15 protein-coding genes are annotated in these 24,909 nt (G+C 47.2%); 4 read left to right on the top strand and 11 right to left on the bottom strand.

What is annotated here, in order from left to right:
* Positions 1-29: 29 nt before the first annotated feature.
* The 4 genes from BMZ56_RS20260 (at position 30) to BMZ56_RS20245 (ending at position 9,126) form a co-directional block, all read left to right on the top strand.
* Positions 30-5,279, top strand: a complete 5,250-nt coding sequence (locus tag BMZ56_RS20260) for a translocation/assembly module TamB domain-containing protein (RefSeq protein WP_090630029.1) — start codon at positions 30-32, stop codon at positions 5,277-5,279.
* A complete protein-coding gene (tamL, locus tag BMZ56_RS20255) occupies positions 5,272-7,578 on the top strand; it encodes a translocation and assembly module lipoprotein TamL (protein ID WP_245893338.1) in 2,307 nt (768 codons plus the stop codon). Before BMZ56_RS20260 ends, tamL begins: the two co-directional genes overlap by 8 nt.
* 144 nt (positions 7,579-7,722) lie before the next feature.
* Complete coding sequence (locus BMZ56_RS20250; RefSeq protein ID WP_090630024.1) at positions 7,723-8,661, top strand: malate dehydrogenase; 939 nt, start codon at positions 7,723-7,725, stop codon at positions 8,659-8,661.
* Positions 8,662-8,664: 3 nt separating this feature from the next.
* Positions 8,665-9,126, top strand: coding sequence for a retropepsin-like aspartic protease (locus BMZ56_RS20245; protein WP_090630022.1), 462 nt, complete (start codon positions 8,665-8,667; stop codon positions 9,124-9,126).
* Here BMZ56_RS20245 and BMZ56_RS20240 read toward each other — a convergent pair.
* The 11 genes from BMZ56_RS20240 to BMZ56_RS20190 all read right to left on the bottom strand — a co-directional run bounded on the left by BMZ56_RS20240 (position 9,102) and on the right by BMZ56_RS20190 (position 24,882).
* Positions 9,102-10,268, bottom strand: a complete 1,167-nt coding sequence (locus BMZ56_RS20240; RefSeq protein WP_177195232.1) for an FG-GAP repeat domain-containing protein — start codon at positions 10,266-10,268, stop codon at positions 9,102-9,104. The two genes, BMZ56_RS20245 and BMZ56_RS20240, sit on opposite strands and share 25 nt — an antisense overlap.
* 16 nt (positions 10,269-10,284) lie before the next feature.
* The gene (locus BMZ56_RS20235; protein ID WP_090630017.1) at positions 10,285-13,086 is read right to left on the bottom strand and encodes a PVC-type heme-binding CxxCH protein; all 2,802 of its coding nucleotides are present in this window, start codon (positions 13,084-13,086) and stop codon (positions 10,285-10,287) included.
* A gap of 64 nt (positions 13,087-13,150) precedes the next feature.
* Complete coding sequence (locus BMZ56_RS20230; protein ID WP_090630014.1) at positions 13,151-13,810, bottom strand: 3-keto-disaccharide hydrolase; 660 nt, start codon at positions 13,808-13,810, stop codon at positions 13,151-13,153.
* Positions 13,811-13,972: 162 nt separating this feature from the next.
* The gene (rpiB, locus tag BMZ56_RS20225) at positions 13,973-14,470 is read right to left on the bottom strand and encodes a ribose 5-phosphate isomerase B (RefSeq protein ID WP_090630012.1); all 498 of its coding nucleotides are present in this window, start codon (positions 14,468-14,470) and stop codon (positions 13,973-13,975) included.
* A gap of 30 nt (positions 14,471-14,500) precedes the next feature.
* Positions 14,501-15,334, bottom strand: coding sequence for a sugar phosphate isomerase/epimerase family protein (locus BMZ56_RS20220; RefSeq protein ID WP_218146632.1), 834 nt, complete (start codon positions 15,332-15,334; stop codon positions 14,501-14,503).
* A 20-nt stretch (positions 15,335-15,354) separates the two neighbouring features.
* On the bottom strand, positions 15,355-16,647 hold the full coding sequence (locus BMZ56_RS20215) for an MFS transporter (RefSeq protein ID WP_090630010.1): 1,293 nt from the start codon (positions 16,645-16,647) through the stop codon (positions 15,355-15,357).
* Between the two features lie 12 nt (positions 16,648-16,659).
* A complete protein-coding gene (locus BMZ56_RS20210) occupies positions 16,660-17,448 on the bottom strand; it encodes an SDR family NAD(P)-dependent oxidoreductase (RefSeq protein WP_090630007.1) in 789 nt (262 codons plus the stop codon).
* A 1-nt stretch (position 17,449) separates the two neighbouring features.
* Entirely contained in the window at positions 17,450-18,979 is a 1,530-nt protein-coding gene (locus BMZ56_RS20205; protein WP_090630005.1) for an ADP-ribosylglycohydrolase family protein, read from the bottom strand.
* A gap of 24 nt (positions 18,980-19,003) precedes the next feature.
* On the bottom strand, positions 19,004-20,671 hold the full coding sequence (locus BMZ56_RS20200) for a RagB/SusD family nutrient uptake outer membrane protein (protein WP_090630002.1): 1,668 nt from the start codon (positions 20,669-20,671) through the stop codon (positions 19,004-19,006).
* A 12-nt stretch (positions 20,672-20,683) separates the two neighbouring features.
* The gene (locus BMZ56_RS20195) at positions 20,684-23,710 is read right to left on the bottom strand and encodes a SusC/RagA family TonB-linked outer membrane protein (protein WP_090630000.1); all 3,027 of its coding nucleotides are present in this window, start codon (positions 23,708-23,710) and stop codon (positions 20,684-20,686) included.
* A gap of 296 nt (positions 23,711-24,006) precedes the next feature.
* A complete protein-coding gene (locus tag BMZ56_RS20190) occupies positions 24,007-24,882 on the bottom strand; it encodes an AraC family transcriptional regulator (protein WP_090629996.1) in 876 nt (291 codons plus the stop codon).
* Between the last annotated feature and the right edge of the window lie 27 nt (positions 24,883-24,909).

Raw genomic sequence — 24,909 nt, 5'->3', positions numbered from 1 at the left:
AAGGGAAAGCTTAAGTTATTTAGTAGACATTGAACAGGATAGGTAGGATAGCAATTAAAACACTCCTCTGGATTATCGGGGGCATCATTGGGCTGATATTGCTGGTTTTTATACTCATCCGCATTCCCACCGTACAGAACTATGTAGTTCAAAAAGTTACTTCCTACCTTGAAAATAAAATCAAAACCCCCGTCCGGATTGCACATGTAAGCCTCGATCTCCCTAAAATGCTGGTTCTTGAAGGTGTGTATTTCGAAGATCAATCCCGTGACACGCTACTCGCGGGTGAAAAATTGAGGGTGGACATCAGCATGCTGAAACTGCTGAAAAACACGGTCGAAATCAGTCAAATCGATTTGCAGGGTATCACCGCCAAAATAAACCGGACGCTGCCCGACAGTTCATTCAATTTCGATTACATCATCCGGGCATTTGTCAGCGAGCAGGATGAACCCGCATCACCGGATAGCTCCGCCCCGATGAAATTTAACATCGACAAAGTAAACCTCGACCGCATCCGTTTCATTTACCGCGACGAAGTGATTGGCATGGCCGCAGAAGTCAATCTCAATCACCTGGATACACGTATTGAAACATTTGACCTGGAAGAAAATATGCACTTCGGCATACCCCGCATTAACATAAACGGACTACAGGGCTCGGTGAGACAATGGGCGGTTGCTGCTTCCGAAGAAGCGCCTGATGCGGGCGATTTTGGTATTCCCGACACAACCGAATCCTCTCTGCTACCCGATTTGGACTTTGAAACATTTAACCTCGCTGAGATCGACTTCGCTTACGTGGACGAAGCCAGTGCCATGGACACCCGGTTCAAGATAGGCAAACTATTGGCACGGCTAAACAAGCTCGATCTTAATAAAGAAGTAGTAGACATTCGTGAAATCGACTTGGATGGGTCAGATTCGCGCATTTTCTTCGGACAAATAACCACTCCTGCTACTTCATCTACGGACTCATCCGCTGGTGAACCCGTCAATTGGCGGGTAAATGCCCGTTCAATCCGGATTGCTAATACGAATTTTGCTTTTGAAGATGCCAACCAGCCACGAATAGCCAAAGGCTTCGACTACGGCAACATTGGAATCACCGGCTTTGAGGGCGAGCTAACCGATCTATATTATTCGGCCGACACCATCCGGGGGCAGGTATCGGGCTTGAAAGCCGAAGATCACAGCGGATTCGTACTGAACCAACTCGAAACGGATTTCGTTTATACAAATCAGGGGGTGGAATTGGGCGATCTTTACGCCGAAACGCCACACACACTCATCCGTGATTACCTAAAAGTCCGTTATCCCTCCCTGGAAACCATTACGGAACAGCTGGATAAAATCGAACTGACCGCCGATATCAGAGAGAGCCATTTGGGTATGGAAGATGTACTGTATTTCGTGCCCGACCTGGATACCATGGAGGTGATGAAACCCCTCTGGGCGCACACCTTTCATGTCAATACGGAAATCAGCGGGCGATTGGATGACCTCCAAATCCCAAATTTGGAAATAACCGCACTCGACAACACACGCATCGCGGCCGAAGCGCACATCAAAGGCTTGCCGGATGTCGATAAATTTACCATCGATCTCAACTTACGCGAACTGACAACGGGAAAAAGTGATTTGGATCGCTTGATTGCTAAAAGCATGCTACCGGACAGCATCAATTTCCCTCAGGACATTCAGCTTGCCGGAACCTTTAATGGTGGACTGAATAGCTTTCAAACCGATATGGAGCTCCGTACGACAATGGGCAGCGCCAGCGTCGATGCCGACTATCAGGCTAATGGACAAACGGGCGACACCACCTACAATGCGCAGATAAGTATTCAAGATATTGATATCGGAAAATTGCTGAAAATGGATTCGGTAATCGGTAAAATCTCATTTGCAGCTCACGCAAAAGGTTCGGGGTTGGATCCGGCTACGGCCATCGCGGATATTCAGGGAAAACTGATCAGTTTGGAGGCGATGGGATATGAATACACGGATGTAGGTATCAATGCAACGGCAAAAAGCGGAGACATCACGGCAACCGTGATAAGTGACGATCCGAATCTAGATTTTAACCTGGATGCACATGCAGATATGCGCGGCCAATATCCGAAAGTGCGTGTGAACATGATGGTAGACAGCATCAACCTTAAAAACCTCAAGTTGATGAACGACGAATTCCGCTACCATGGCCGATTGATTGCAGATTTGGAAACTGCGGATATAGACTACCTAAATGGAACGATAGATGTCGTCAATTCTTCCATTGCTTACAACGACGAACGCTATACGTTGGACACCGTCAGATTGCAAGCCGTTTCACAAGATAGCTCAAATCTATTGCAGCTGCAATCCGAATTTTTGAATGCCCATATGGTTGGCAACTATAAATTGAGCGAGCTGAGCACCTCCATACAAGACATCATCGCCGTTTATTATCAACCGGATTCCATTGCACCCGTGTACGAATATTCTCCTCAGCGGTTTGATTTCAGTGCGCAGTTTACCCGTTCCCGATTCATACGGGGGCTGGTTCCTGATCTAACCGAAATGGATGATGTGACACTGGATGGGTCGTTTAACAGTACGGATAAGTTGCTTCTCGTTAAAGCTGTTGCACCACATATCGTGTATGCGGGTACGACCGTCGATCATGTCGGATTTGACATCAACACGTATGACAGTACGTTGTATTATAATACATTAATCAACCGGATTGGCGTTGGAAACATTGAGCTTATTAATACATTGTTCAGCGGAAGCGTGCAGCACAACCAGCTGGATTTCGGCCTGTGGATCAAAGACAATGCAGACAAAGAACGCTACCATTTGGGGATGGGGCTTAAAGTAGATGCCGGCAATTTCCTCTTCAATCTGAGGGAAGATGGTCTGATGCTTAACTACGATCAATGGCAGGTAAATCCTGAAAATGCGATTACCTTTGGAAACGATGGTCTCCGTGTGCACCAGTTTATCCTGAGCAACAGCGGACAGGAAATGACGCTGCAATCTAAAGACTCAACACTGAACGCTCCACTTGATCTGGTTTTCAAGAATTTCAGGATCGAAACCTTCAGCAAAATGCTCGAAAGTGATCTGCTTGATATGGGCGGCGGCATCAACGGGACCGCCACCGTATCCCGGCTGGAAACCTCGCCGGTTTTTGTATCAGACATCACGATCGATCAGTTTTACTTCGGTGCAGACACGGTGGGCGACATTAACCTTAAGGTAAACAACGAGCGTGAGAATGTATTCGCCGCAGACATCAGTATCACAGGAAATGGAAATGATGTTAGGCTCACCGGCGATTTCATCAGTCCGCCCGGCGGCACGGCTCAACTAGACTTTGTATTGAATGTGAACCCCCTTTCTATGCATACATTGGAGGCATTCAGTTTGGGGTACCTGCGCAATACTTCCGGAGCCATTAATGGGAAACTCGATATCACGGGCACAACGGATCAGCCCCGCATCAACGGTGCGCTCAATTTTGACAAGGCGAGTCTCAACGTAGCCATGCTGAATGCGACTTTTAACGTAGACGGACAAAGCATTAATTTCAATAACAACGGACTGCGTTTTAACCGGTTCCAGCTCAAAGATAGTAAAGGCAATACGGCCGTATTGAACGGCACAATTAATACGAAAACATATACGGATTATGCATTCGGACTGACACTAAGAACGGATGATTTCCAGGTACTGAATTCCACTCAGCAGGATAACGACATGTATTACGGCCTCCTGTTCATATCTACCAACCTCAATATAACAGGCGACATGGAAAGCCCGTCGGTAAACGGCACATTGCGGGTAGACGACAAGACGGATGTGACCTTCGTATTGCCTAATGACGACCCAGGGATGGTGGATAGGCAGGGCATTGTACGTTTTGTCGATAGAAGTGATACCACGCAGACAAACGTGTTCGCTGGAGTAGATTCACTTACACACACCGAATTGAGCGGTATCAACCTCTCCGTCAACATCGCAACCGACAAAGATGCGGCATTTACGGTGGTAATCGATCCCGGAAGCCAGGATGCCCTGAAGATTCAAGGCGAGGCCGAGCTGAACGCGGGAATGACTCCCAGCGGAGATATTCGGCTCACAGGCACTTACACCGTTGAATCCGGCAACTATTCGTTCTCCTTCGGACCCGTAAAGCGGCTTTTCGAATTTGAAAAAGGAAGTACGCTCACCTGGTCAGGCGATCCGATGGATGCACGTATGGATATCACCGCTGTTTACAAACTGAAAGCTCCTACGTTAGAACTTGTCCAAGCGCAAATCGGGAATCAGCAGTCCGGCCTCTATAAACAGCGTATTCCGTTTGACGTAAAGCTGCAAATTACGGAGCAGCTCTTTCAACCTCAGCTAAAGTTTGACATTGATCTGGATGAAAACAACGCGGTTGCTTCCCAAGACGTGGTAAGCCGGGTAAATACCGGATTAACACAGTTACGTGAGAATGAATCCGAAATGAACAAACAGGTATTCTCGCTGATCGTATTAGGCCGGTTTATGGCGTCCAATCCATTTGAAAGCCTTTCCGGGGGCGGCGGTGCCGAAGCCATCGCTCGTAGTACCGTGAGTTCATTTTTAAGCAGTCAGCTTAATCGTTTGGCAGGCAACTTGATACAGGGTGTCGAGTTCGATTTCAACCTGCAATCTGAAGAAGACTATTCTACCGGGGTCGGCCAGAATCGAACTGATTTGAACGTCGGCGTATCCAAAATGTTGTTCAATGACCGCATGAAGGTAACGGTAGGATCAAATTTTGAATTGGAAGGAAATGCCCGCCCCGGTGAGCAGACTACCAACATAGCGGGAGACATCTCTGTAGATTATCAATTGACGGAAGATGGGCGCTACCTCGTCCGTGCTTACCGTAAAAACCAATATCAAGTAACGCTGCAAGGGCAATTCGTAGAAACGGGCCTCGGCTTTATCATGAACATGGATTACGATGAATTCAGGGAAATATTCAACCGTCGCAACCGCCAAGCACAAGAATTTAACACAGACTCACGTCGGTTCAGAAGGCGGTGGGATGCCGAACGCATCGAGACGGATTCTGTATATCGAGATAGCGTACGAAAGGTAATCCTTGATAGCCTGCAAAAGCATGATCCCGAGTTCAGAGAGCGGATGGAGCGGCGCCGTCATGAGCGGGAAAATCAGAAAAATAACCGATCAACGGATACCCGATCACACAATAATGATGTCATCGCTTGGCGTGACGAGCAAGATGAAAATGAGTAGTACATTTATACGTTTAAGTCATCTGATAGTAGCTGTCCTATTTTTCATCGGTTGCAGCAACATCAAATATTTGCCCGAAGGGGAGAACCTCTACGTAAAAGGCGAAGTGGAAATCGACACCGATACCATACCCGATCAGTACATCGCGCCGTTGACAACAAACCTGGAAGATTTACTTCGGCCTAAACCGAACACCACGATTTTAGGAATGCGCCCCCAACTCTACCTATACAACATTGCGGGAGAACCCAAAAGTGACCGGGGGTTTCGCAATTGGTTAAAAAACAAAGTGGGACAACCGCCGGTGCTACTCAGTGATGTCAACCGGGAATACAACGAAAACGTACTTCGTAATCGACTGGAAAACATCGGGTTCTTCAATGCCGCGGTCAAATCAGACACCACAATTAAGAATCGCAAAGCCACAGTGACCTATACGGCTACACCAAATATTATTTACCGGATCAATTCGGTTACGTTTGAAGTGGACAGCAGCGAACTGGGAAAAGCCATCAAAGCCACCGAACCCGAGTCGCTTCTCCAGCCGGGCCGTCCGTACAACTTGGACAACATTATAGCCGAACGCGAGCGCATCGATTGGGCCATCAAGAATGCGGGGTATTATTATTTCAGTCCAGACCATCTGATCGTGGATGTTGACAGTACGGGCAAGGATCACCATGTAGACCTCTATGTACGGGTCAAAGAAGAAACCCCAAAAAAGGCCAAACAACCCTATTACATCAATAACATATATATTTATCCCAACTATAAGCTCACAGAAGGCGGATATCAACGGGCAGACTCTACAAAAGCGGAACGCTACCACGACCTGTACTTCATTGACCCTGAGTACACATTCCGGCGGTTTGCCCTGGCCAATGCAATTATCTTTTATCCCGGCGAACTTTATACCCGTGGCGATCAATCACGCACTCTCAGACAGTTGGTTGGCATGGGGAGTTTTAGTTTTGTGCGTAATGAGTTTGTAGACGTCGATTCGGGCAAAACCAATCGACTGGATGCCTATTACTACCTTACTCCCATGCCCAAGCACGGTCTTCGAACGGAACTGTTGGGCAAAACAGCGGCGGTGTACAATGGTTCCGAAATCAATGTAAATTGGCAACATCGTAATGCATTCAAAAGTGCTGAACTTCTTACATTTACGGTGTTTGGTGGATTTGAAACACAAACCGGCGGCAACGTCAATCTCAATTCCAGTTTTTATCGATACGGGGCTGAGGTCAGTCTTTCCTTTCCACGTATGATCGCCCCGTTCAATTGGCAGCCTACGCGCAAGTATGTACCCCGTTCGATCTTCCAGGTAGGTTACGAATACCTCAATCGCCGGACTGCCTACAGCCTCAATTCCATGCGTTTTTCCTTTGGGTATCAGTGGCAGGAAAGCATCGAGAAAAATCACGACCTGAAAGTACTGGAAGTGGCATATGTACAACCCCGGAATATCACCGAATCGTATCAGGCGATGCTCGATACGGTCCCTCCGCTCCGCCATGCGATCGAGCCGATGTTCACGTTTGGCCCCCTATACAATTATACCCGTACGAACACCACAAACGCAACCCTGAAACACACCTATTATTTTAAGGGTGGGCTGGATCTTTCTGCTAACCTTTATGGCATCATCCGCGGAGCGAATGTACTTAAAGGTCGGCAATACCAAATTTTAAATGCCAATTTTTCGCAATACGTAAAAATGGAGGCCGATTTCAGGCACTACATGAAAGTCGGGGCAAATGCAACCTGGGCATCCCGCGCCATGGCCGGTTTCGGATACTCTTACGGAAACTCCACGCAGCTTCCCTACGTAAAGCAATTCTTTATGGGTGGTCCCAATGGGTTGCGGGCCTTTCGTGCCCGCGCATTAGGCCCCGGCTCGTATACGCCGGAATTCTATGGAGAAGACAATTTCTTCGCGGACCAAACGGGAGACATTAAGTTTGAACTGAACACCGAGTACCGGGCCAAGCTGGCAAGCATCATCCACTGGGCCGCATTTATCGACGCGGGCAATATATGGCTCCAGCGTTCAGACCCCGAAAAACCAGGAGCGGCATTCAGCAGTAACTTCATCAATGAAATGGCAGTGGGCGCAGGCTTAGGCCTTCGGTTCGACCTAAGCTTCTTAATCCTTCGAACAGATTTGGCAATGCCTTTACGTATCCCGTACCGAGCCAAAGGCGATCGCTGGGTATTCGATGAAATCAATTTCCGGAATAGTGATTGGCGGCGGAATAACCTTGTCTTCAATCTGGCCATCGGATATCCATTTTAACTAGTTGAATGCTGAATTTTTCAATTCTTCACTTTCCACTTTCCATTCACTTCCATTGTCAATTCACTTTCCATTTTCAACTATAATAATTACCTTAGCTACCGTTCCATTAAACACGATTGAGAACCAACTAAAAAATAACTTATGAAGATAACCGTTGTAGGTGCCGGTGCCGTAGGTGCCACTACTGCTGATAACATTGTCCGCAGTGAACTCGCTGAAGAAGTTGTATTACTGGACATTAAAGAAGGATTTGCCGAAGGCAAAGCACAGGACATGTCGCAAACGGCGGCATTGCTGGGATTTGACTCCAAAATCATCGGTGTGACCAACGACTACAGCCAAACAGCCGGCTCTACGGTTGCTGTGATCACTTCGGGATTGCCGCGTAAACCGGGAATGACCCGTGAGGAGCTGATCGGCACCAACGCCAACATCGTGCGGAACGTTGCCGAAAACCTATTGAAACATTCGCCGGATATCATTCTGGTCGTCGTTTCCAACCCGATGGATACCATGACTTATCTGGCGCTGAAAGCCACTGGATTACCCAAAAACCGGATTATCGGTATGGGAGGCACATTGGACTCCTCCCGATTCAGGTACCAGCTCAGTCTGCGGCTTGGGGCCTCCCCTGCCGATCTCAATGCGATTGTCATCGGTGGCCATGGCGACACAACCATGATTCCGCTGATTAAGCACGCCACTTGGAACAGCTTGCCCGTGACCCAATTCCTGACGGACGAAGAACAGAAACAGATTGTAGCGGATACCATGGTGGGTGGTGCTACCCTCACTAAGTTGATTGGTACCTCCGCATGGTATGCGCCAGGGGCGTCCAGCGCAGCCGTGGTAGCAAGTATCGTTCGCGACCAAAAGAAACTATTTACGGCTTCGGTTTATTTGGAAGGCGAATATGGCCAGGAAGACATCAACCTTGGTGTTCCTGTAGTCCTTGGTAAAAACGGTTGGGAGCGTATCCTCGAGCTTCCGCTTGATGAAGACGAAAAAGCGACCTTTGCAAAGAGCGCCGATGCGGTACGTAACATGAATAATGTATTAAAAGAGATCGGGGCCTTGTAATTCATGGTTTACATTCCCCTGACGCTACTTAACCTACAGGACGATGGCTTCCACCTTTTGTTGGAAGTCATTGTTTTTGGCAAGCATTTCAAAGCTGTTTTGGATACAGGTGCTTCCAAAACCGTATTTGATAAGGCAACGGTGGAAACACATCTCCATCTCCACCCCGACAGCGTGCTACGGCACACCGACATGCTGTCCACTGGCCTGGGGACCACTTCCATGCCCAGCTTCGTTCTAAACGTGCCTGATCTGCAAATTGGCGGATTACATCTTCGCGATTACGAGGTGGCTATCCTTGATTTATCTTCGATCAACTTTGCGTACGAACAACTGGAGGTAGAGCCGGTTATCGGAGTCATTGGGGGCGATATCCTCGCACGTTACGGCGGCGTTATCGATTACCGAAAAAACAGGCTTCAGCTGCGGCAACGGGCCGTTCACGGAGCGACCCGCTCAAAGTAAAACACACCCTTTTTGTTGGCAATGGCGATGTCCAATAACCCGTCGCCATTTATGTCCTCCACCACATTGTTTACTCCCACTCCGGAATCGCTGTCAATAACGTGTAAGGTCCACTTCGGTGTCTCTCCCGCCTTAAATTCCAGCCAGAAAAGGGTTGGGTCGTTGGATTCGCCTGGATCATGGCCCTGGTGGGCAAAATAGCGCATACCACTCACCAGATCCAGATCACCATCCTTATCTAAATCCACCAGGGACAATGCGTGGGTTTGTGAATATTCGCTGTTGATTTCGTGGAGTTTCCATGTCGTCTTGCCTCCGGCATCACGTCCTTGTTCATACCACCACATTCCGAATCGGTGGGCTGATGAACTGATCACATCCGAGTAGCCGTCGCCATTTACGTCCATTACATACATTTGGGCGGCGTTCAGTCCCAATTCAGCGTTATGGAACGTCCAGCCGGGCTGTGTTGGGTCTACAGGTGCTTCCCACCACCCCTCTTTGATGATGACATCCGCACGACCGTCTCCGTTAATGTCTCCGAAACCAAGCCCATGGGAAAAAATTTCTGTACCGGGCATCTTTGGCTCACTGATGGTATGACGAACCCACGAGGTATCGCCCTTGGTGGAAGGACATCGGAACCAAACCATCTCGCCAGTGTGCGGATCACCGCATAACATATCGGCGCGTCCATCGCCATCGATATCCACAAATGCAGGCGATTCATTGGATGCTGTCTTTGCGACGGTATGTTGTTTCCAAAACCCACCATCCGTCCCCGGATTTCGGTACCACCATACCTCCTTGCCTGGAAAATCCACGCGGATGTAATCGATCCACCCGTCCTGATCGATATCAGCGGTGAAGTTTAACATGGAATTGCTGTATCCCGTCGTACCGTCAAACACCTGATTTTCGGGATAGATAGCGTGTACATTCTTCCAATCCGGTCCTTCAAACCATTTGGCCCCCGCAATGATATCGACAACCCCGTCCTTGTTTACATCCGCTACCGCAACTCCCTCCGAAATAAATTCGGTGGTCAGCACCTGTTTTTTAAATATTACATCACTTCCGCTTCCTGTACGCTCCTGTGTCCTTGCGTCGTCACAAGCTACACCCAGAACCAAAGGTGCCATAACAAGCAAGATAAATTTATTTTTTCCCATCTGCAATACGTCTTGAAACAAATTCCTGTAAATTTGGCAGTTTCGAATTTTTCGCCAATTCGGTCGCGCGTTCGGCATCTTCAGCCACCAACGGCTCCAGTGCATACCAAACCATCAGCGGAATATTTTGGTCTGCCGCATCTTCCTCATGCATACTGAGGTTTTTGACAATTTCCCACCGCTGATCCGGAGCCATCCGCTGAAGTGCTGAGGCGAGGTACAAGCGTACCAATGCCGATGTATCCCGCTTTGCCATCGATTCAAACCGGCGCTGCGCCCCCGCAGGCACCGTTTTATCTTCCGCAATCAGTTGAATAACCCAAGATCGAACGTATTCGTCGGCATGATCCAACAAGCGCTCAGCCTGCTCTTCATTGATTCCTCCCGTAACATGCAAGGCCCACAACGCGCGCAGTTTACGGGTGACATCCGGATTGTCGTTAACTATCTTCCATAAGCCTGCATGGACTTCGGCATTGCCTCCCCGTTCCTGCAGCAATCGGCGACTGTGCACCACATAAAACTCATTCTCATGGAGTTGGTAAGCTACCAATTCCGCATCTGTTTTCTTCCCTAAATCCACAGTAACCCACTGATCCTTTTCGTGGGAGATTTTGAAAATACGCCCCAATGTTTTGTCGTGCACATCGGGATTTGGACTATGGCATTGGTTTTTGTCGTACCAGTCATTCACATACACCGATCCGCTGGGAGCAATCTGGAAATTCAACCATTGCGACCAAAAATCGTTATTCAAGATAAAGTCTTTGCCGTGATGGGCCACGTATCCCGACCCTGACCGTTCGGTTACATCCATATTGACGCGGAAGCCATTGATATTGTTCATAAAAATCGCATTCCGATCGATCCCCCAATGTTTATTACCCAGGTAAAACATCGCTCCTGCATGCGCGTGACCTCCTCCAGCCGCGGCCGACCGGAAATTACCCGCATGCGGTCCCTGATCTCCTAACCAGTGAACATGGTCGGCAATGGTATTGATATCACCGTACGTATAGGCGTTAAAATGTGCACCGGCTTGTCTGAGATATCTTCCTCCAGGAACGATGTGGTATAAATGCGGGATCACACAAACCGTAGCAAATGCATGACCATAGTCGTTAAAATCAACCCCCCAGGGGTTACTCGTTCCATGGGCAAATACCTCAAACTCATGTTTTGTAGGATGGTAACGCCATACCCCCGCATTGAGTTTGGTGCGCTCATCGTCAGGCGTACCGGGTTTACCCACGTTGGAGTGGGTAAAAACCCCGTGTGTACCATACAGCCATCCATCCGGCCCCCATCTAAACGTGTTTAACACCTCGTGAGTATCCTCGTAACCGAATCCGTCGAGCATTACCTGAGGCTTGCCCGCGGGTAAATCCTTTTCCTGGTCGATCGGGATGTACAACAAGTTGGGAGCAGCACCTACCCAAACGCCGCCGAATCCCAATGCAATGCCACTTACCAAGTTGAGCTGTTCTATAAAGACTTTCCGACTGTCCAGCGTACCATCGCCATCGGTATCTTCAAAAATCAGGATGCGGTCCTTGCCCTGCCCTTCCGCTGCCCTTACGGGGTACGTGTGTGCCTCTACGACCCACAGGCGTCCGCGATCATCCAGTGTAAATGCGATCGGCCGTACAACATCCGGCTCTGCAGCTGCTAGGGTAATTTTGAATCCTTCGGGCACATCCATCGCCTCCGCCGCTTCCTTCCCGGACAGGCCGGCATGTGGCACGGGATCGCGAGGAGGCAGGATAATCACGTCATCCGGCCGCAATTCGTTCGGGTATGTAGGCCGTTTAGTATGGAAGCGGAAATCGTCAAACGAAATATGCGCCCATGGGTTATCTCCGACATAAGGAATTTCAGGCATCATACCGGTCTCTTCGTCGACCACGCGGATGTATATCTCTTTGTTTTTATGCGGCGTCATATCCACGACCACCGGCCGGAACGCCGCATGTTCAGGATTGCCTGGATTACTATCGTTTATATAGCCTGAAATCTTAAAAATGACCGTATCTGTTTTCGCGTCGACCAGCTCAACCCGTAATCCTTCCATTGCCCCACCGGTAATCCTAAAGGAAGCCCACGGGTGTGTTACGTTAAACGACGTCGAAGTAAGTGTTCCTTTTGCCTTATAATTCGACGTGCCCCCACTGGTTACATAGTAGTCGCCCGCTTGTTTCAGCACCATACTGTCCGGATACCAAGGTCTAGGATCAAACGCCACCGCATTCGGGCCAAATGCATCGCCGGTTGCTTTCCAATCCTGTAGACTTGCCCGTTCAAATCCGAAATTCAATGGTCTTCCATCGGCGTTCCGCGGCGAGCTTCCCCAGTTATCCTCCGTTGCAGCCACCGCTTCAATCTGGTCAACAATTTTAAAGTCGCCGTGCATGGATTGCTTATGATTGGGTAAACTACAATAATAGGTATCGTCTTCCGTCGCCATAAAAATGATGCTGGTGGTATCCCCCTCTTCGAGCATTGTCTCGCTTTTTATATCCGATTGCTTTTCAAACGTAATATCGTGGGCCATGAGCTCTCCGTTGATTAACGAAATCTTTACCCGCTCACCTTTCTTTGCACGCAATATTGGATTGTGCTGTCCGTCGATATCGCCACCCACCCCCGTATAGCCAACCATCTTGGCGTTCAATACATATTCGCGGTCAATCTGGTGTGAATCCGTTGAGTCGGAATTACCAGTGCAGGAAATTCCTGCTATTGCGATAAACAAACTGAGAAAATAAAGGGTAAATAGGCGTGATTGCATTGTTAATAAACGGGTTATGTATGCTGAATAATTCACAGAAATATTGTAGGTAATTTGAGACTGGTTACCGTTTAGTCAAAGGGGTTATTGTCACATCCCTTATCTCGATTTTTGCGGCCCCACCGCCATGGAGCTGAAACGCAATGATACCTTTGACGGGGACAGTCGCATCTTTTTCGATGTAGTCACATGTTTTGACGCCATTGATGTAAAGCTCATGATGGTTCCCCCGAACCCGGACGATATAACTATTCCAACCATCTTTCTTGAGGATGCGCCAAACGGTATGCAAGTCCCCTGATTGTAATAACCCACGGCGATGTTCGTCATAAATATCGCCCCAATGTCCATCGCCGATATCTGCTTGATAGCCTATGATGTCATTCGCTACCACTTTGGATCGATATTGAATGCCGCTATTGATGAAACCTGTATTGGGGTCACCGGAAAGCCGAAAAAGGCATCTAAGTTCAAAATCATCGTACTCATCGATTGTTTGCAGATACGTATTTTGAGGCACATTGGTGTCACCGTCTCCGCCCACAATCAGGCTATCTTTTGCCCTCCAATATTTCGCGTCGTCGGGGTTTACCGTTCTCCAGCCATTCAATGTCTTTCCGTCAAATAAATTGATTGTCTTTTCCGATTGAACAGACGGTTGGGCGCGCACAGGGGTAAGATATGCGCACACTACCATAAAGGAGGATATCAAAACTACTCGCATGCTCTTTTCGCTAACTAAGGTAATACTTACTATAACAAAGATAAAAACACCCTACGCGGCAAGCCACTCATTTGCTATCCTATTCTAACTGTTTTTTGCCCTCATTAATCAATTTATAGAAAAAATAAGGTCAGTAATCAGTCTAATATAAATAGGCCGGATCTACGGGATATCCGGAATATCAGGGTTCCATTGTTCATCGGAAAAATTGGTATTTTCTGCTTCTCCGATCAATCCGAGTGATATATCGTGGCGGCCGCCCTCGTAAGGCGTATTTAACCATGCATCCAAAATATCAATTGCTTCAAAGGCGCCGATGCATCGTCCTCCCAAACACAAGATGTTTGAATTATTGTGGGCTGACGTCATCTTTCCCTGATACGAGGTATTGCATAGTGCCGCCCGAATTCCCCTAAATTTATTGGCAATGATACACATGCCGATTCCTGTGGAGCAGATTAGTATGCCCTTATTATCTTCCGGATTTTGAGCTACGGCATGGGCTACCGAAGCGGCATAATACGGATACCTCACAATGGCATCCGAATGCGATCCGACATCTTCAACCGAATACCCTTGTTGTTCCAGGTGTTTGACTATGACTTTCTTTAGATCATAACCGCCATGATCATTTCCGATGATAATTTTTTTCACGTTCATAGAAACCTCCTCGTTCTTACGCTTATCATTTCATTGAAATACGGTCTCATTATATGCCTTTATTAAAGGTAATAAAAAATCGACGGACTGGAAAGCTGCTGTGTCAGGATCCGGCCTGGGCAAAATTTCGACCGACACCCATCCATCGTATTGCGACGCAGCCAGTCGATCAAAAATCTTCTTGAAATCAGTATGTCCTTGCCCTGGTGCCAATCGATTCGAATCTGCCAAATGTATATAACTGATGTAACGGATATACTTTGCCAACTCGTCGGCTATCGTAACGTCTTCGATATTCATATGGAAAACATCCGGCATCAATTTAAAATTGGGTCTATCAATCCGCTTCAGCAATGCCACTCCCTCTTCAATCGAATTAACAAAATCACATTCATACCGATTCACGGGTTCTAGCATCAAGGTCACTCCTTTTGGTGCCGCATAGTCGCACAGCAAGCGGACGGTTTCACAAAAAATAACTTCTACTTCCTCGGTTTGCCGTTGCCCGATTTGTCCCCTCACCCGCCCTATATTGATCAGCTTTCCAAATTTTTCTGCCAGATCAATCAGTTCTTTAAAGATCGAAATCACTTCCTCCCGCTTTTCGATATCTTCTTCCGTTAACGTAAGTCCCCCGTCAGCATATACTTGTCCTGTTGAAATACAGGATACCGCTAGGTGATGTTCTTCTAAGAGTTGCTTTAATCGGTGTTCGTCTATTTCGCTTCGTCGTTTTAACGCCAACTCAACGCCGTTAAATCCCAATTGCGCTGCTTTAGGTATGCACGCATCGAATCCTCGAAATACAACGAAAGCGCTAGGTAGCGCGTGAGTATCGGCTATGGCAATGGATAATTTTATCATGAGTTTTAGCTATGTTCCGGTTAACGATTGATGACAGATCCACTAATTTTGATCATTTCTATCCGTTTAATAATGATAAATAATAAAATAAAACTCAGCGGATGCAATAAACCCGCAATAAAGAAAGCCGGTCTGTACCCATAATCGTCGATAATAAATCCGATGACCAAGCTGAATAACATCGCTCCATAGGTAGCTGCACATCCCATCAACCCTGAAACCGAGCCTACGACACGGGAAGGAAACATATCCGCCACCAACGTCTGCACAATAGTAGAGTATAGTTGATGCCCAAACATCGCCATCCCGAAAAAGAATACCGCCATGTGCAACGAAGCATCCGTAATAAACAACGAAAGAGGGAGCAATGCAGCCGCGATGCCAAGGGGTATTTTTCGGGAAAGATCCAAGGAAAATTGCTTCCGCAGCAAAAAGCTACTTAGCCAACCTCCGAGAAAACTTCCTCCTCCCGCCATGGCATATGGAATCCACGCATACGAACCGATACCTTGAATGTCCAAGCCCCGCACGTCATTCAGGTATTTTGGAAGCCAAAAAATAAAAAAATACCAACCCGCATCTGGCAAAAACTTAATGGCTAAGAGCCCCCATAGCTTCCGGTATTTGAAGAGACTTATCCAAGGAATCCGTTGCGTCGCGTGTTGATCCTCCAATTGTCCCTCCGCTTGGCTGGCGGCAATCCATGCACGTTCTTCATCGGTCACCAATTTACTGCGCGCGGGTACCGTGTATACGATCAACCACACAACTGCCCATATCAACCCCACGGCACCAAAAATAAAAAACGTCCAATGCCAGTTCCAGGTCGCGATGATCAGTGCAATCACTGGTGGAGCGACCACCGCACCCACACTTGAACCTGTATTGAAAATCCCAAACGCTAAGGCTCGTTCCTTTTTAGGGAACCATTCCGACACGACTTTTGCTGAACCGGGAAAAGCTCCCCCCTCACCTATCCCCAATAAAAACCGGGCAATTCCCAATCCCATGACACTGGACACTAATCCGTGAAACATATTGGCGATGGACCACCACACAATCAATATAAAATAACCGACTCGGGAACCCAACACGTCGATGATCCGCCCACCAACGGCATACATGGTCCCATAAGCAAACAGAAAAAGACTATTTATCAGACCGTAATCGACATCGCTGATTTCAAAACTTTTTCTGATTTCGCTTAATGCAACGGGCAGATTTTGCCTATCTAAATAATTGATCGCGGTGGCCAGCGCAATCAATGCAACAATCCACCAACGGAAATTTTTGATACGGATACGCTTGTTCATTTGGCTAATAACTTAGTTGTCAAAGGGCTTACCAAACGAGGTAACCAATCCGCCGTCCACATAGATAAGCTGTCCGTTAACGAAATCCGACGCGGCGGATGCCAAAAAAACCGCCGTACCCACCAAGTCATCCGGTGTACCCCAACGCCCTGCCGGCGTACGGCTGATGATGTATCGGTTTAACGGGTTGTCGGGATCCCGATAGCTTATGTTAATGGGTGTGGCAATATAACCCGGTCCGATGGCATTTACTTGAATATTATGGACTGCCCATTCGGTAGCCAGATTGCGGGTAAGCATTTTCAACCCACCTTTAGCCGCCGCGTATGCAGAAACCGTATCCCGCCCCAGCTCACTCATCAGCGAGCAGATATGGATGATTTTTCCTCTTTTCCGCCTAATCATGAATTTGCCGACGTGCTTTGATACCAAAAAAGGAGCGGTAAGATTGGTTTGAATAACCGCATTCCAGTCGGACTCTTCCAGCTCTTCCGTGGGTACACGCCTGATAATTCCGGCGTTATTTACGAGAATATCGATCGGACCCACAGCAGATTCTATCCCGGCAACCGCTTCGCTAACTTGCCGCTCATCCGTCACATCAAATGAATAGCCATCGGCATTTAGTCCGTCTGCTTGCAACATCGCTGCGACGTCCTGCACCCGATAATTATCGCGGCCGTTTATGATGATTCTAGCCCCTGCCGCACCCAGTCCTCGGGCAATAGCCAACCCGATGCCTTGGGTACTGCCGGTTACGAGGGCATTTTTGCCCATTAGCTCAAACAATCGGTTCCCCATGTCAGTTCAGCCCTTTCGGATCTACCCATACTACTTCGCTGTATACCTCGTTGTCTGTCAACCGCTGTGCAGGAGCGGTGAAGCCAGCAGAAACGAATTTCTGTTTCAATGCCGTCAGGGATTTAAAATTGCCTCCATAAAATACGTTATTCATCACTTTTACATAGCCGCTTAACGCCTGTTTAGCTACGGCCCATTCGGACGGATATTTCTTACTGATCTCGGGATACAGATCGAGACAAACTGCAATATAAGCGGCACGTGCTTTTTCCTCGCTGGTTCCTTCCTTGATTTTTGAAATCAGCACCTCCATTGGCTCTTGTTCCAGAAGTTCCTTTTTCAGTGCTTCTTCGGGCCTTTTTACAATGACTGGCTTAGGTTCTTCTCGAACGATGTTGTATACCAATTTTTGGCCGGAAACTGCTTTGCTTCCCCCGTTGTCTTCGTTCACGATCTCGAAGAGATCGATCAAACGATCGGCAAAGCTGGTAATCGTCTCGTCCATCGGCATGTTGTCGCGGGTTGTATTCTGATATCGGTCAACAATTCTCCACTCGTTACTCATCAGGCTTCGGTAACCTTCCAAAACGCCCATGATTGTTCCAACAGTCGCCGCATTGCAATCCGCATCCCAGCCCATGTTGAAAGCCAGTTTCAAGGACTCTGCAAAATCCCCATCCCCGTACAATAAAGCAGCGATGATAGCCGCCGTATTCAATTCCGTACCATTCATGTCCCGAATTGCTCCCCCTTCCTGCGTATATTTATCTCGTATTTGGCGCCTTGCTTCCCGCCAATCTTCGGGATATTGACGATGCCAGTTCCGGACATTCTCAATGATTACGTAGGTATTGCTTTTAGGATCGATGGCTGCAATACCCGCCTCAAGTACTTCGTCAATGTCGCGCGCTAAAAAGGCAGTCGCGATCATCGCCGTAAACAGCTGAGTGGTTTGTGCCGGTTCACCATCAATTGCGACCTGAGTGTAATTGAGACCGATCTTGGCCGCTGTTTGCGGCATCGCCGGCGCGAGCAGTCCAAATGTCTCGCATAAAAACTGGCCAGAGACGTTAAAATCGGCCCAGGGGTTTAGCAACACATTCCCCGTATAGGGTGGGTTTATACCTAAATCCATCAAATGCCTTGCATACCGGTTTGAACACCATATCCTTCGGTTGATCCGGTCCTTCCATAAGGCTTCTATTTCGTCATACGGTAAGAAAACGTTCCTTTTCTTTTGCATCTCCAGGATATATACCCATTCAAAATCGGTATCGTCATCCGTTCGAGCACCTTCTAAGAGCTGTGGCACATAATTTTTTACCTGTCCGGGTTCTTTCTCATACTTAAACTCATGCGGTAAGCCGTTTAAATTCCCTAAAATCTGTCCCAATAGACCGCCTCTGATTTTGTCAACAACTGTTTCGACAGGTACCTGTAATGTTCCCGGTTTCTGGGTGGTCTGCGTGTATACAGTTTGCCCCTGTATTGCTAAAAATAAGATCGTCAAATGCGTGATTCTTTTCATCATTTTATCATTTATGGTTTATACATATCACTGGTATCCTTCGTTTTGCGGAAACTCGGTATCGGTCCGATCAATCTGATCTTGAGGGATAGGCCGCAATGCATGAAAAGGCTCAATGTTATTCGCAGCATCTGGATTATATTTTTTTACCCGCTCTACCAACTTCCCTGTGCGTACCAAGTCAAACCAGCGAGTCATTTCACCCAAAAGCTCCCGGGCACGCTCGTCGAGTATAAAATCAATATCCAACTGATCGGCCGTAACCTCCATTTGTTTTTGATTGGCTAGCGTTTCCTCGGCGGTATTTCCCTTCTTTGCCGCGCGACGGCGTACCGCATTTACATATTCTATAGCTTCGTCAGTTTTGTTATCGCTCATCAATGCCTCAGCTGCAATGAGATAGGTGTCTGCCAACCGAAAAACAATAAAGTCTCTCGAACCTCGCATTTCCTGCGGATCAGGACGATCTGGATCTAAAAACTTAGTTAACGTGGGATAGACCCGTTCATTTTGGCGACTTGGAGGAAAAACGTTATAATTAACCTGGCTCAATTCGCTTGCTGACCACTCCCGATCCGATACAAAAACGGCAGTATCACCCGTATTAAACGTTATCTGCCTTCCGTTAATTGTATAGGTACCGGGCCTATTGGCATAAAACACACGCTTAAAACTCTTTTCGTACCGATCATCCAAGGTTCGGTTGAACAACTGTTCCAATGTAAACCGAGTAGGCCTAAACCGTGCCCAGGGCCTTCCATTTTCAATGTCACGCTGCATTCCCGGCAAATCGTCATACTTCATCAAAAAATAGGTATGCAACGTATTTCCACCGTCGCAACATGCTGTCTGACCAGCGGTGATAAAACTCTTGCTGTTTTGAATAGACCAGATAACTTCGTCATTTTTCTCACCTTCCCCTTGCTCGAAAACGGTAATGAAGTCGTCCAACAACCGGAAGCTGTAGTTATCAATCACGCCTTTGGCGTAATCAGCGGCTTTTGTATAATCATCCGCCTGTTGCGCTGCCGACCCAGCTTTGGTCAAATAAACTTTGGCCAGCAAATGTTCGGTTGCGGGCTTGGTAACACGGCCATAGTCCGAAGCGATCATTGGCAATCGCCCAAGCGCAAAATTCAGGTCTTCTATAATGGTCGCATAAATATCCTCAACGGGTGCACGTGCCGCTGAAGTTTGGATACCCTGAACCTCTTCAAGGGTTAGATGTACCGGCCCGAATAACTGCACAAGCAGGAAATAATACTGCGCCCGTAAAAAATGTACTTCCCCCAGCCGAGTCTCTTTAAGCGCTTCATCCAGGCCAGTCACTTCCGGTGCCCGGCTAATCACGGCGTTGCAGGTATTGATAGCAACATACAGATTGTTCCAAAGGGTATTGACAACACCATTTCGTGGATTCAGGCCAAAGTCGTAAAAATTAAAACTTTTCAGTCCTCCGTCAAACCCATTCGTAAATTCATCGGTACCAAATACAGTCACCGTAGCTCCGTTCTCATTTATTCCGTAAAAAGACCGCAAGAAACTATAGGATGCATTCACACCTTCGAGCCACCCACCAGCCGTACTGAGATGGTTGTCTGTAATCTGCGACCTGACATCTTCTTCCAGTAGATTACTGCAAGAGAAAAAGGAGGTGGCGATTACGATAAATAAAAGACAGTTAACCGTTTTCATATCAAAAATGGATTAAAATCTAACATTCAGCCCAGCCAAAAAAACGCGGCTCGGGGGTGTGCTATTGGTTGGGTTTTCGGGATCAAGTCCGCTGTATTTGGAGACGTATTCCGAGAAAACTAACGGGTTCTGCGCGCTTAGGTAAATCCGCAACGATTGGGCTCCTATGCTACGGGCGATACGTTCCGAAAAATTGTAGCCTAAATTGATGTTTCTGATTTTTACAAAGCTTCCGCTGAAATAGCGCAGTGTCGATCCAAAATAAGGTGTTTCCAAATTGGAATTAGGTTGTGGAAATGCGTTTGTCGGATTATCCTTTGTCCAATAATCCACCCGATACTGGTTTACCCTTCCTGACAGGAACCTAAAGGTCCCGTATTCCGTACTTTGAATCATTCCTCCTAATCGAGCAAATGCAAAAATTGACAAATCGAATCCTTTATAGCGAAATCGGTTGGTCAAACCTCCAGACAGTTTGGGTATATCACTTCCCAATATTTGCCGGTCGTCGGGGTCAATTACGCCGTTTCCATTTACATCCTTCACTTTCACCCCACCCACGATCGAGCTATATTGTTCGGCCTCCCCTTCCTGCCCCAGCTGCCAAATGCCCGCTTTAACATAATCATAATACACCACCGCGGGATGCCCGATAAATCTCAAATTTCCGATGTCATCTACTTTTCCCTGCGACAATTCAAGTATCTGCTCCTGGTTGGTGTAAAGATTCAAATCGGTGGCCCATTCGAAGCCCTGTTCATCGTTCGAAACAATGTTTAGGGAAGAAACCGACACTTCCAGTCCCCTGTTTCTTTTTACGCCAACATTTGATAAAATCGAATTATATCCGCTTGTTATAGGCAAAACCCGGGGAAGTAATAAATCCGTGGTTCGCGACTGATATACTTCAATAGCCCCGGTTACCCGGTTATTCCAAAGTCCAAAATCCAGACCGATATTTGCAGACTTGGTAGTTTCCCATTTCAGGCCGTCATTCCGGATAGTGGAAGGTCGATATCCAAATGCCGAGCTACCATCAAAATCATAAACGGTTCGGGACACCAATCCCTGGGTTTGATAAGGCATGATGCCCTCATTGCCTGTTTCCCCGTAACTAAGCCTCAATTTTAAATTGGAAAAAAGGTTGCTTTCCTGCAAAAACTGTTCATTTTTGAGATTCCAGCCAAGGGCTAACGAGGGAAAATATCCCCATTTATTGCCCGTGGAAAATTTCGAAGATCCATCCGCGCGACCTGTCAGCGTAAGAAGAAAACGCTGGTCAAATATGTAGTTAATCCGGGCCATATAAGAAAGGATGGTCCACTTTTCATAATCACTTCCTACCGAATTGATGGTCGACGCTGCCCCGAGGTTATAATATTCCAGTGATTCCACAGGCAGCCCCAATACATTGATGGTTGTTCCTTCCTGTTGCAGCGATTGCACACTGTATAAACCGGTTATATCCAATTGGTGCTTCTCACTGAGGGTCTTCTGGTAGGTCAGGATATTCTCCCACGCATATTGAAAAGCAAAATTTTCAGCATTGTTGGCGGCGGGGTCTCCTCCCTGGCGCGCATTGGTGAGGCTACCACGAAAGTCGCCTTTCCGATCTTGACGTAAATCGGGCCCAAAATTCATCCGGAATTTCAGGCCATCAAATACCTCGGCTTCGCCATATATGCTGCTGAATAAGCGGACTACCTTCGATTTATTAATAACCGCACCCGGCACAATTTCCAACAACGGATTGGTACGAAGTCCATCACTTGTCGGGCGGAAGATGATGTTTCCATTTTCATCATACGGTATGCCCAGTGGATTTTCTGTCAAGGTTCCAAAATCGGCACCCGCATTATATGGATTGACATCTTCTCCATTTCGCTCACTATACGAACCAAGCGTCGACATGCCTACTTTTACCCGTTTGCCAATCTTTTGGTCAACATTAAGCCGTGTGGTATAACGGGTGAAATCCTGTCCTTTCAAAATACCCACGTCATTAAAATATCCCAATGAAATATTAAAGTTGGTATGGTCAGTTCCTCCCGAAACGCTCAGTCCGTGATTCTGCACCGATCCGTCTTTGATCATTAACCGCTGCCAGTCGGTCGACCTCCCTTCGGTGATTGATTGAAGTTCAACAGCATCAAATATGCCTGAATTTACATCCGCATTGGGATCCTCATCGTCATACAAAGGCCTGCCCGTCACGGGGCTAATTACCGCTCTCCTCGATTCCCGTTTATATTCGGCGAATTCTTCGCCATTCATCAACTCAGCATACCTCATAATGGTTGAACTTCCATAATAGGCATCGTAATGGATGTTTGTGCGGCCACTTTTCCCCCGTTTGGTAGTAACCAGAACCACTCCGTTTGCACCCCTCGAACCATATATTGCCGTAGCAGAGGCATCCTTTAGTACGTCAATGGATTCAATGTCATCGGGATTGATATCGTTGAATCCTCCTGATATCGGAATGCCATCCACCACATACAGCGGGTCGTTTCCTGCGTTGAACGACCGCCTTCCCCGCACCCTCACTGTAACGCCCGCACCGGGTTTATTACCTGCATGCACCACATCCACGCCAGCCGCCCGTCCTTGCAGCATCTGCGGAGCGCTTGTTGCCGGTACTTCGCGGAGCGCCTGCGTTGAAATGGAGGTGATGGCGCCGGTGATGTCTTGCTTCTTTTGTGTGCCATACCCAACCACCACCACCTCGTCCAAATTTCCCGCTGACAATTCCAATCGAATGGTTAACGCATTGGCCTCTCCAACAACGACATCCTGTTGTCGATAACCTACGTACGTAAGACGCAAGGTATCTCCTTTGGCAGCATCTATGGCAAATACACCCGATTCATCCGTAGTTGTTCCCCGCTCGCTTCCCTTCACCCATATCGATACGCCATTTAATGCGGTTCCGTCTCCCGACGAGGTCACCGTACCGGATATCCGTTTAGTTTGTCCCAAAACCACTAAACACCCTGGAAGAAAAGTGAACAGCACAAGGAAATGTTTAATTTTCTTCATGTTAACTTACTTTTGGTTATAACTTGGTTATTAAATTCTGTAATCCAGTTTGCCTCAAATCCATTGATGGCTGCACTACATCGCACACATCACACGTAAGATCACGGCTACAATTGGTCTCAAGCACGCTAGTTAGTACTTGATGTTTATAGTTACGAAGGTATCATCAAAACGCAGTTCGGGCTACAAGTATTCTGTTTAATGATTAAATTATTTTGACAGCTACAACCGCAAAATAATTCATATTGAAGGCAAAATACTTTAACTCTATCGGTTCGGAATGTGAAGGAATCGATTTAGCTCATTGATAGGTGTTGCCGCTGATATTGACTGGGAGTTACGCCGATAATCCGTCTGAACTGGCCATTAAAATGGGTAAAGTTGTTAAAGCCAACCTCAAAGCAAATTTGCGAAATAGGCAGCTTGTTATCGATAAGCAACTTACAAGCATTCCCAATTTTAATTTCATTCAAAAACTGGGTGTACGTCTTGTTAGAATGCTGTTTAAAGTAGCGGCAAAAAGCAGACGGACTCATATTTGCGATGGCCGAAACTTCTTCCAAAGACGGGTTGCTCACGTAATGATTGATAATATGTTGATAAACATCATTCATCCGCTTACATTCATTTTCTTCTATGGGCAAGACAAAACCACGGCTGGATAACAGCTCGCATTCCTTAGAATTGGCCATCACTTGTAAGATAGATAACAAATCAATCAATTTGGCTAGGCTATCTTTGTGATCATCTAATCGTTTGATTTGTCTTTCCAGCTCCGTTTTGGATTTGCCGGTGAATTTGATACCCCGTTTTGAGTTCGTAAATAATTTCTTTAGCTGGATGTTTTTGGGTAATTCCCAAAACTCCTTTCCCAAAAAATCCTCCCGGAAATAGATGACAATGGCTTGGGCGGCCGAATCAGAGACCTGTTGATAAAAACTCCGGTCGTTCCGATAAAAATGGGGAATATCCCTGCCATAGAAAACCAAGTCTCCCGGCTGAAAACGCTCCATGCTGTCACCGACAAACCGGATCCCGGTTCCTTTGAGTACCAACATGATTTCGCATTCGGGGTGGAAATGCAACGCCGGGAAGAAATGGGGTTCACAAACCCGCATCAGTTGGAACACATCCTGCTGCTCCTTATTGATAATTTTCAATAATGGCTTCATTTTCTTTCTTCTAATACGCAGTATTGT

The sequence above is a fragment of the Parapedobacter indicus genome (assembly GCF_900113765.1).
GTDB classification, from domain to species: Bacteria; Bacteroidota; Bacteroidia; order Sphingobacteriales; family Sphingobacteriaceae; genus Parapedobacter; species Parapedobacter indicus.
The sequence above is the reverse complement of the archived record's forward strand: the minus strand, read 5'-3'. Positions and strand labels throughout refer to the sequence as shown.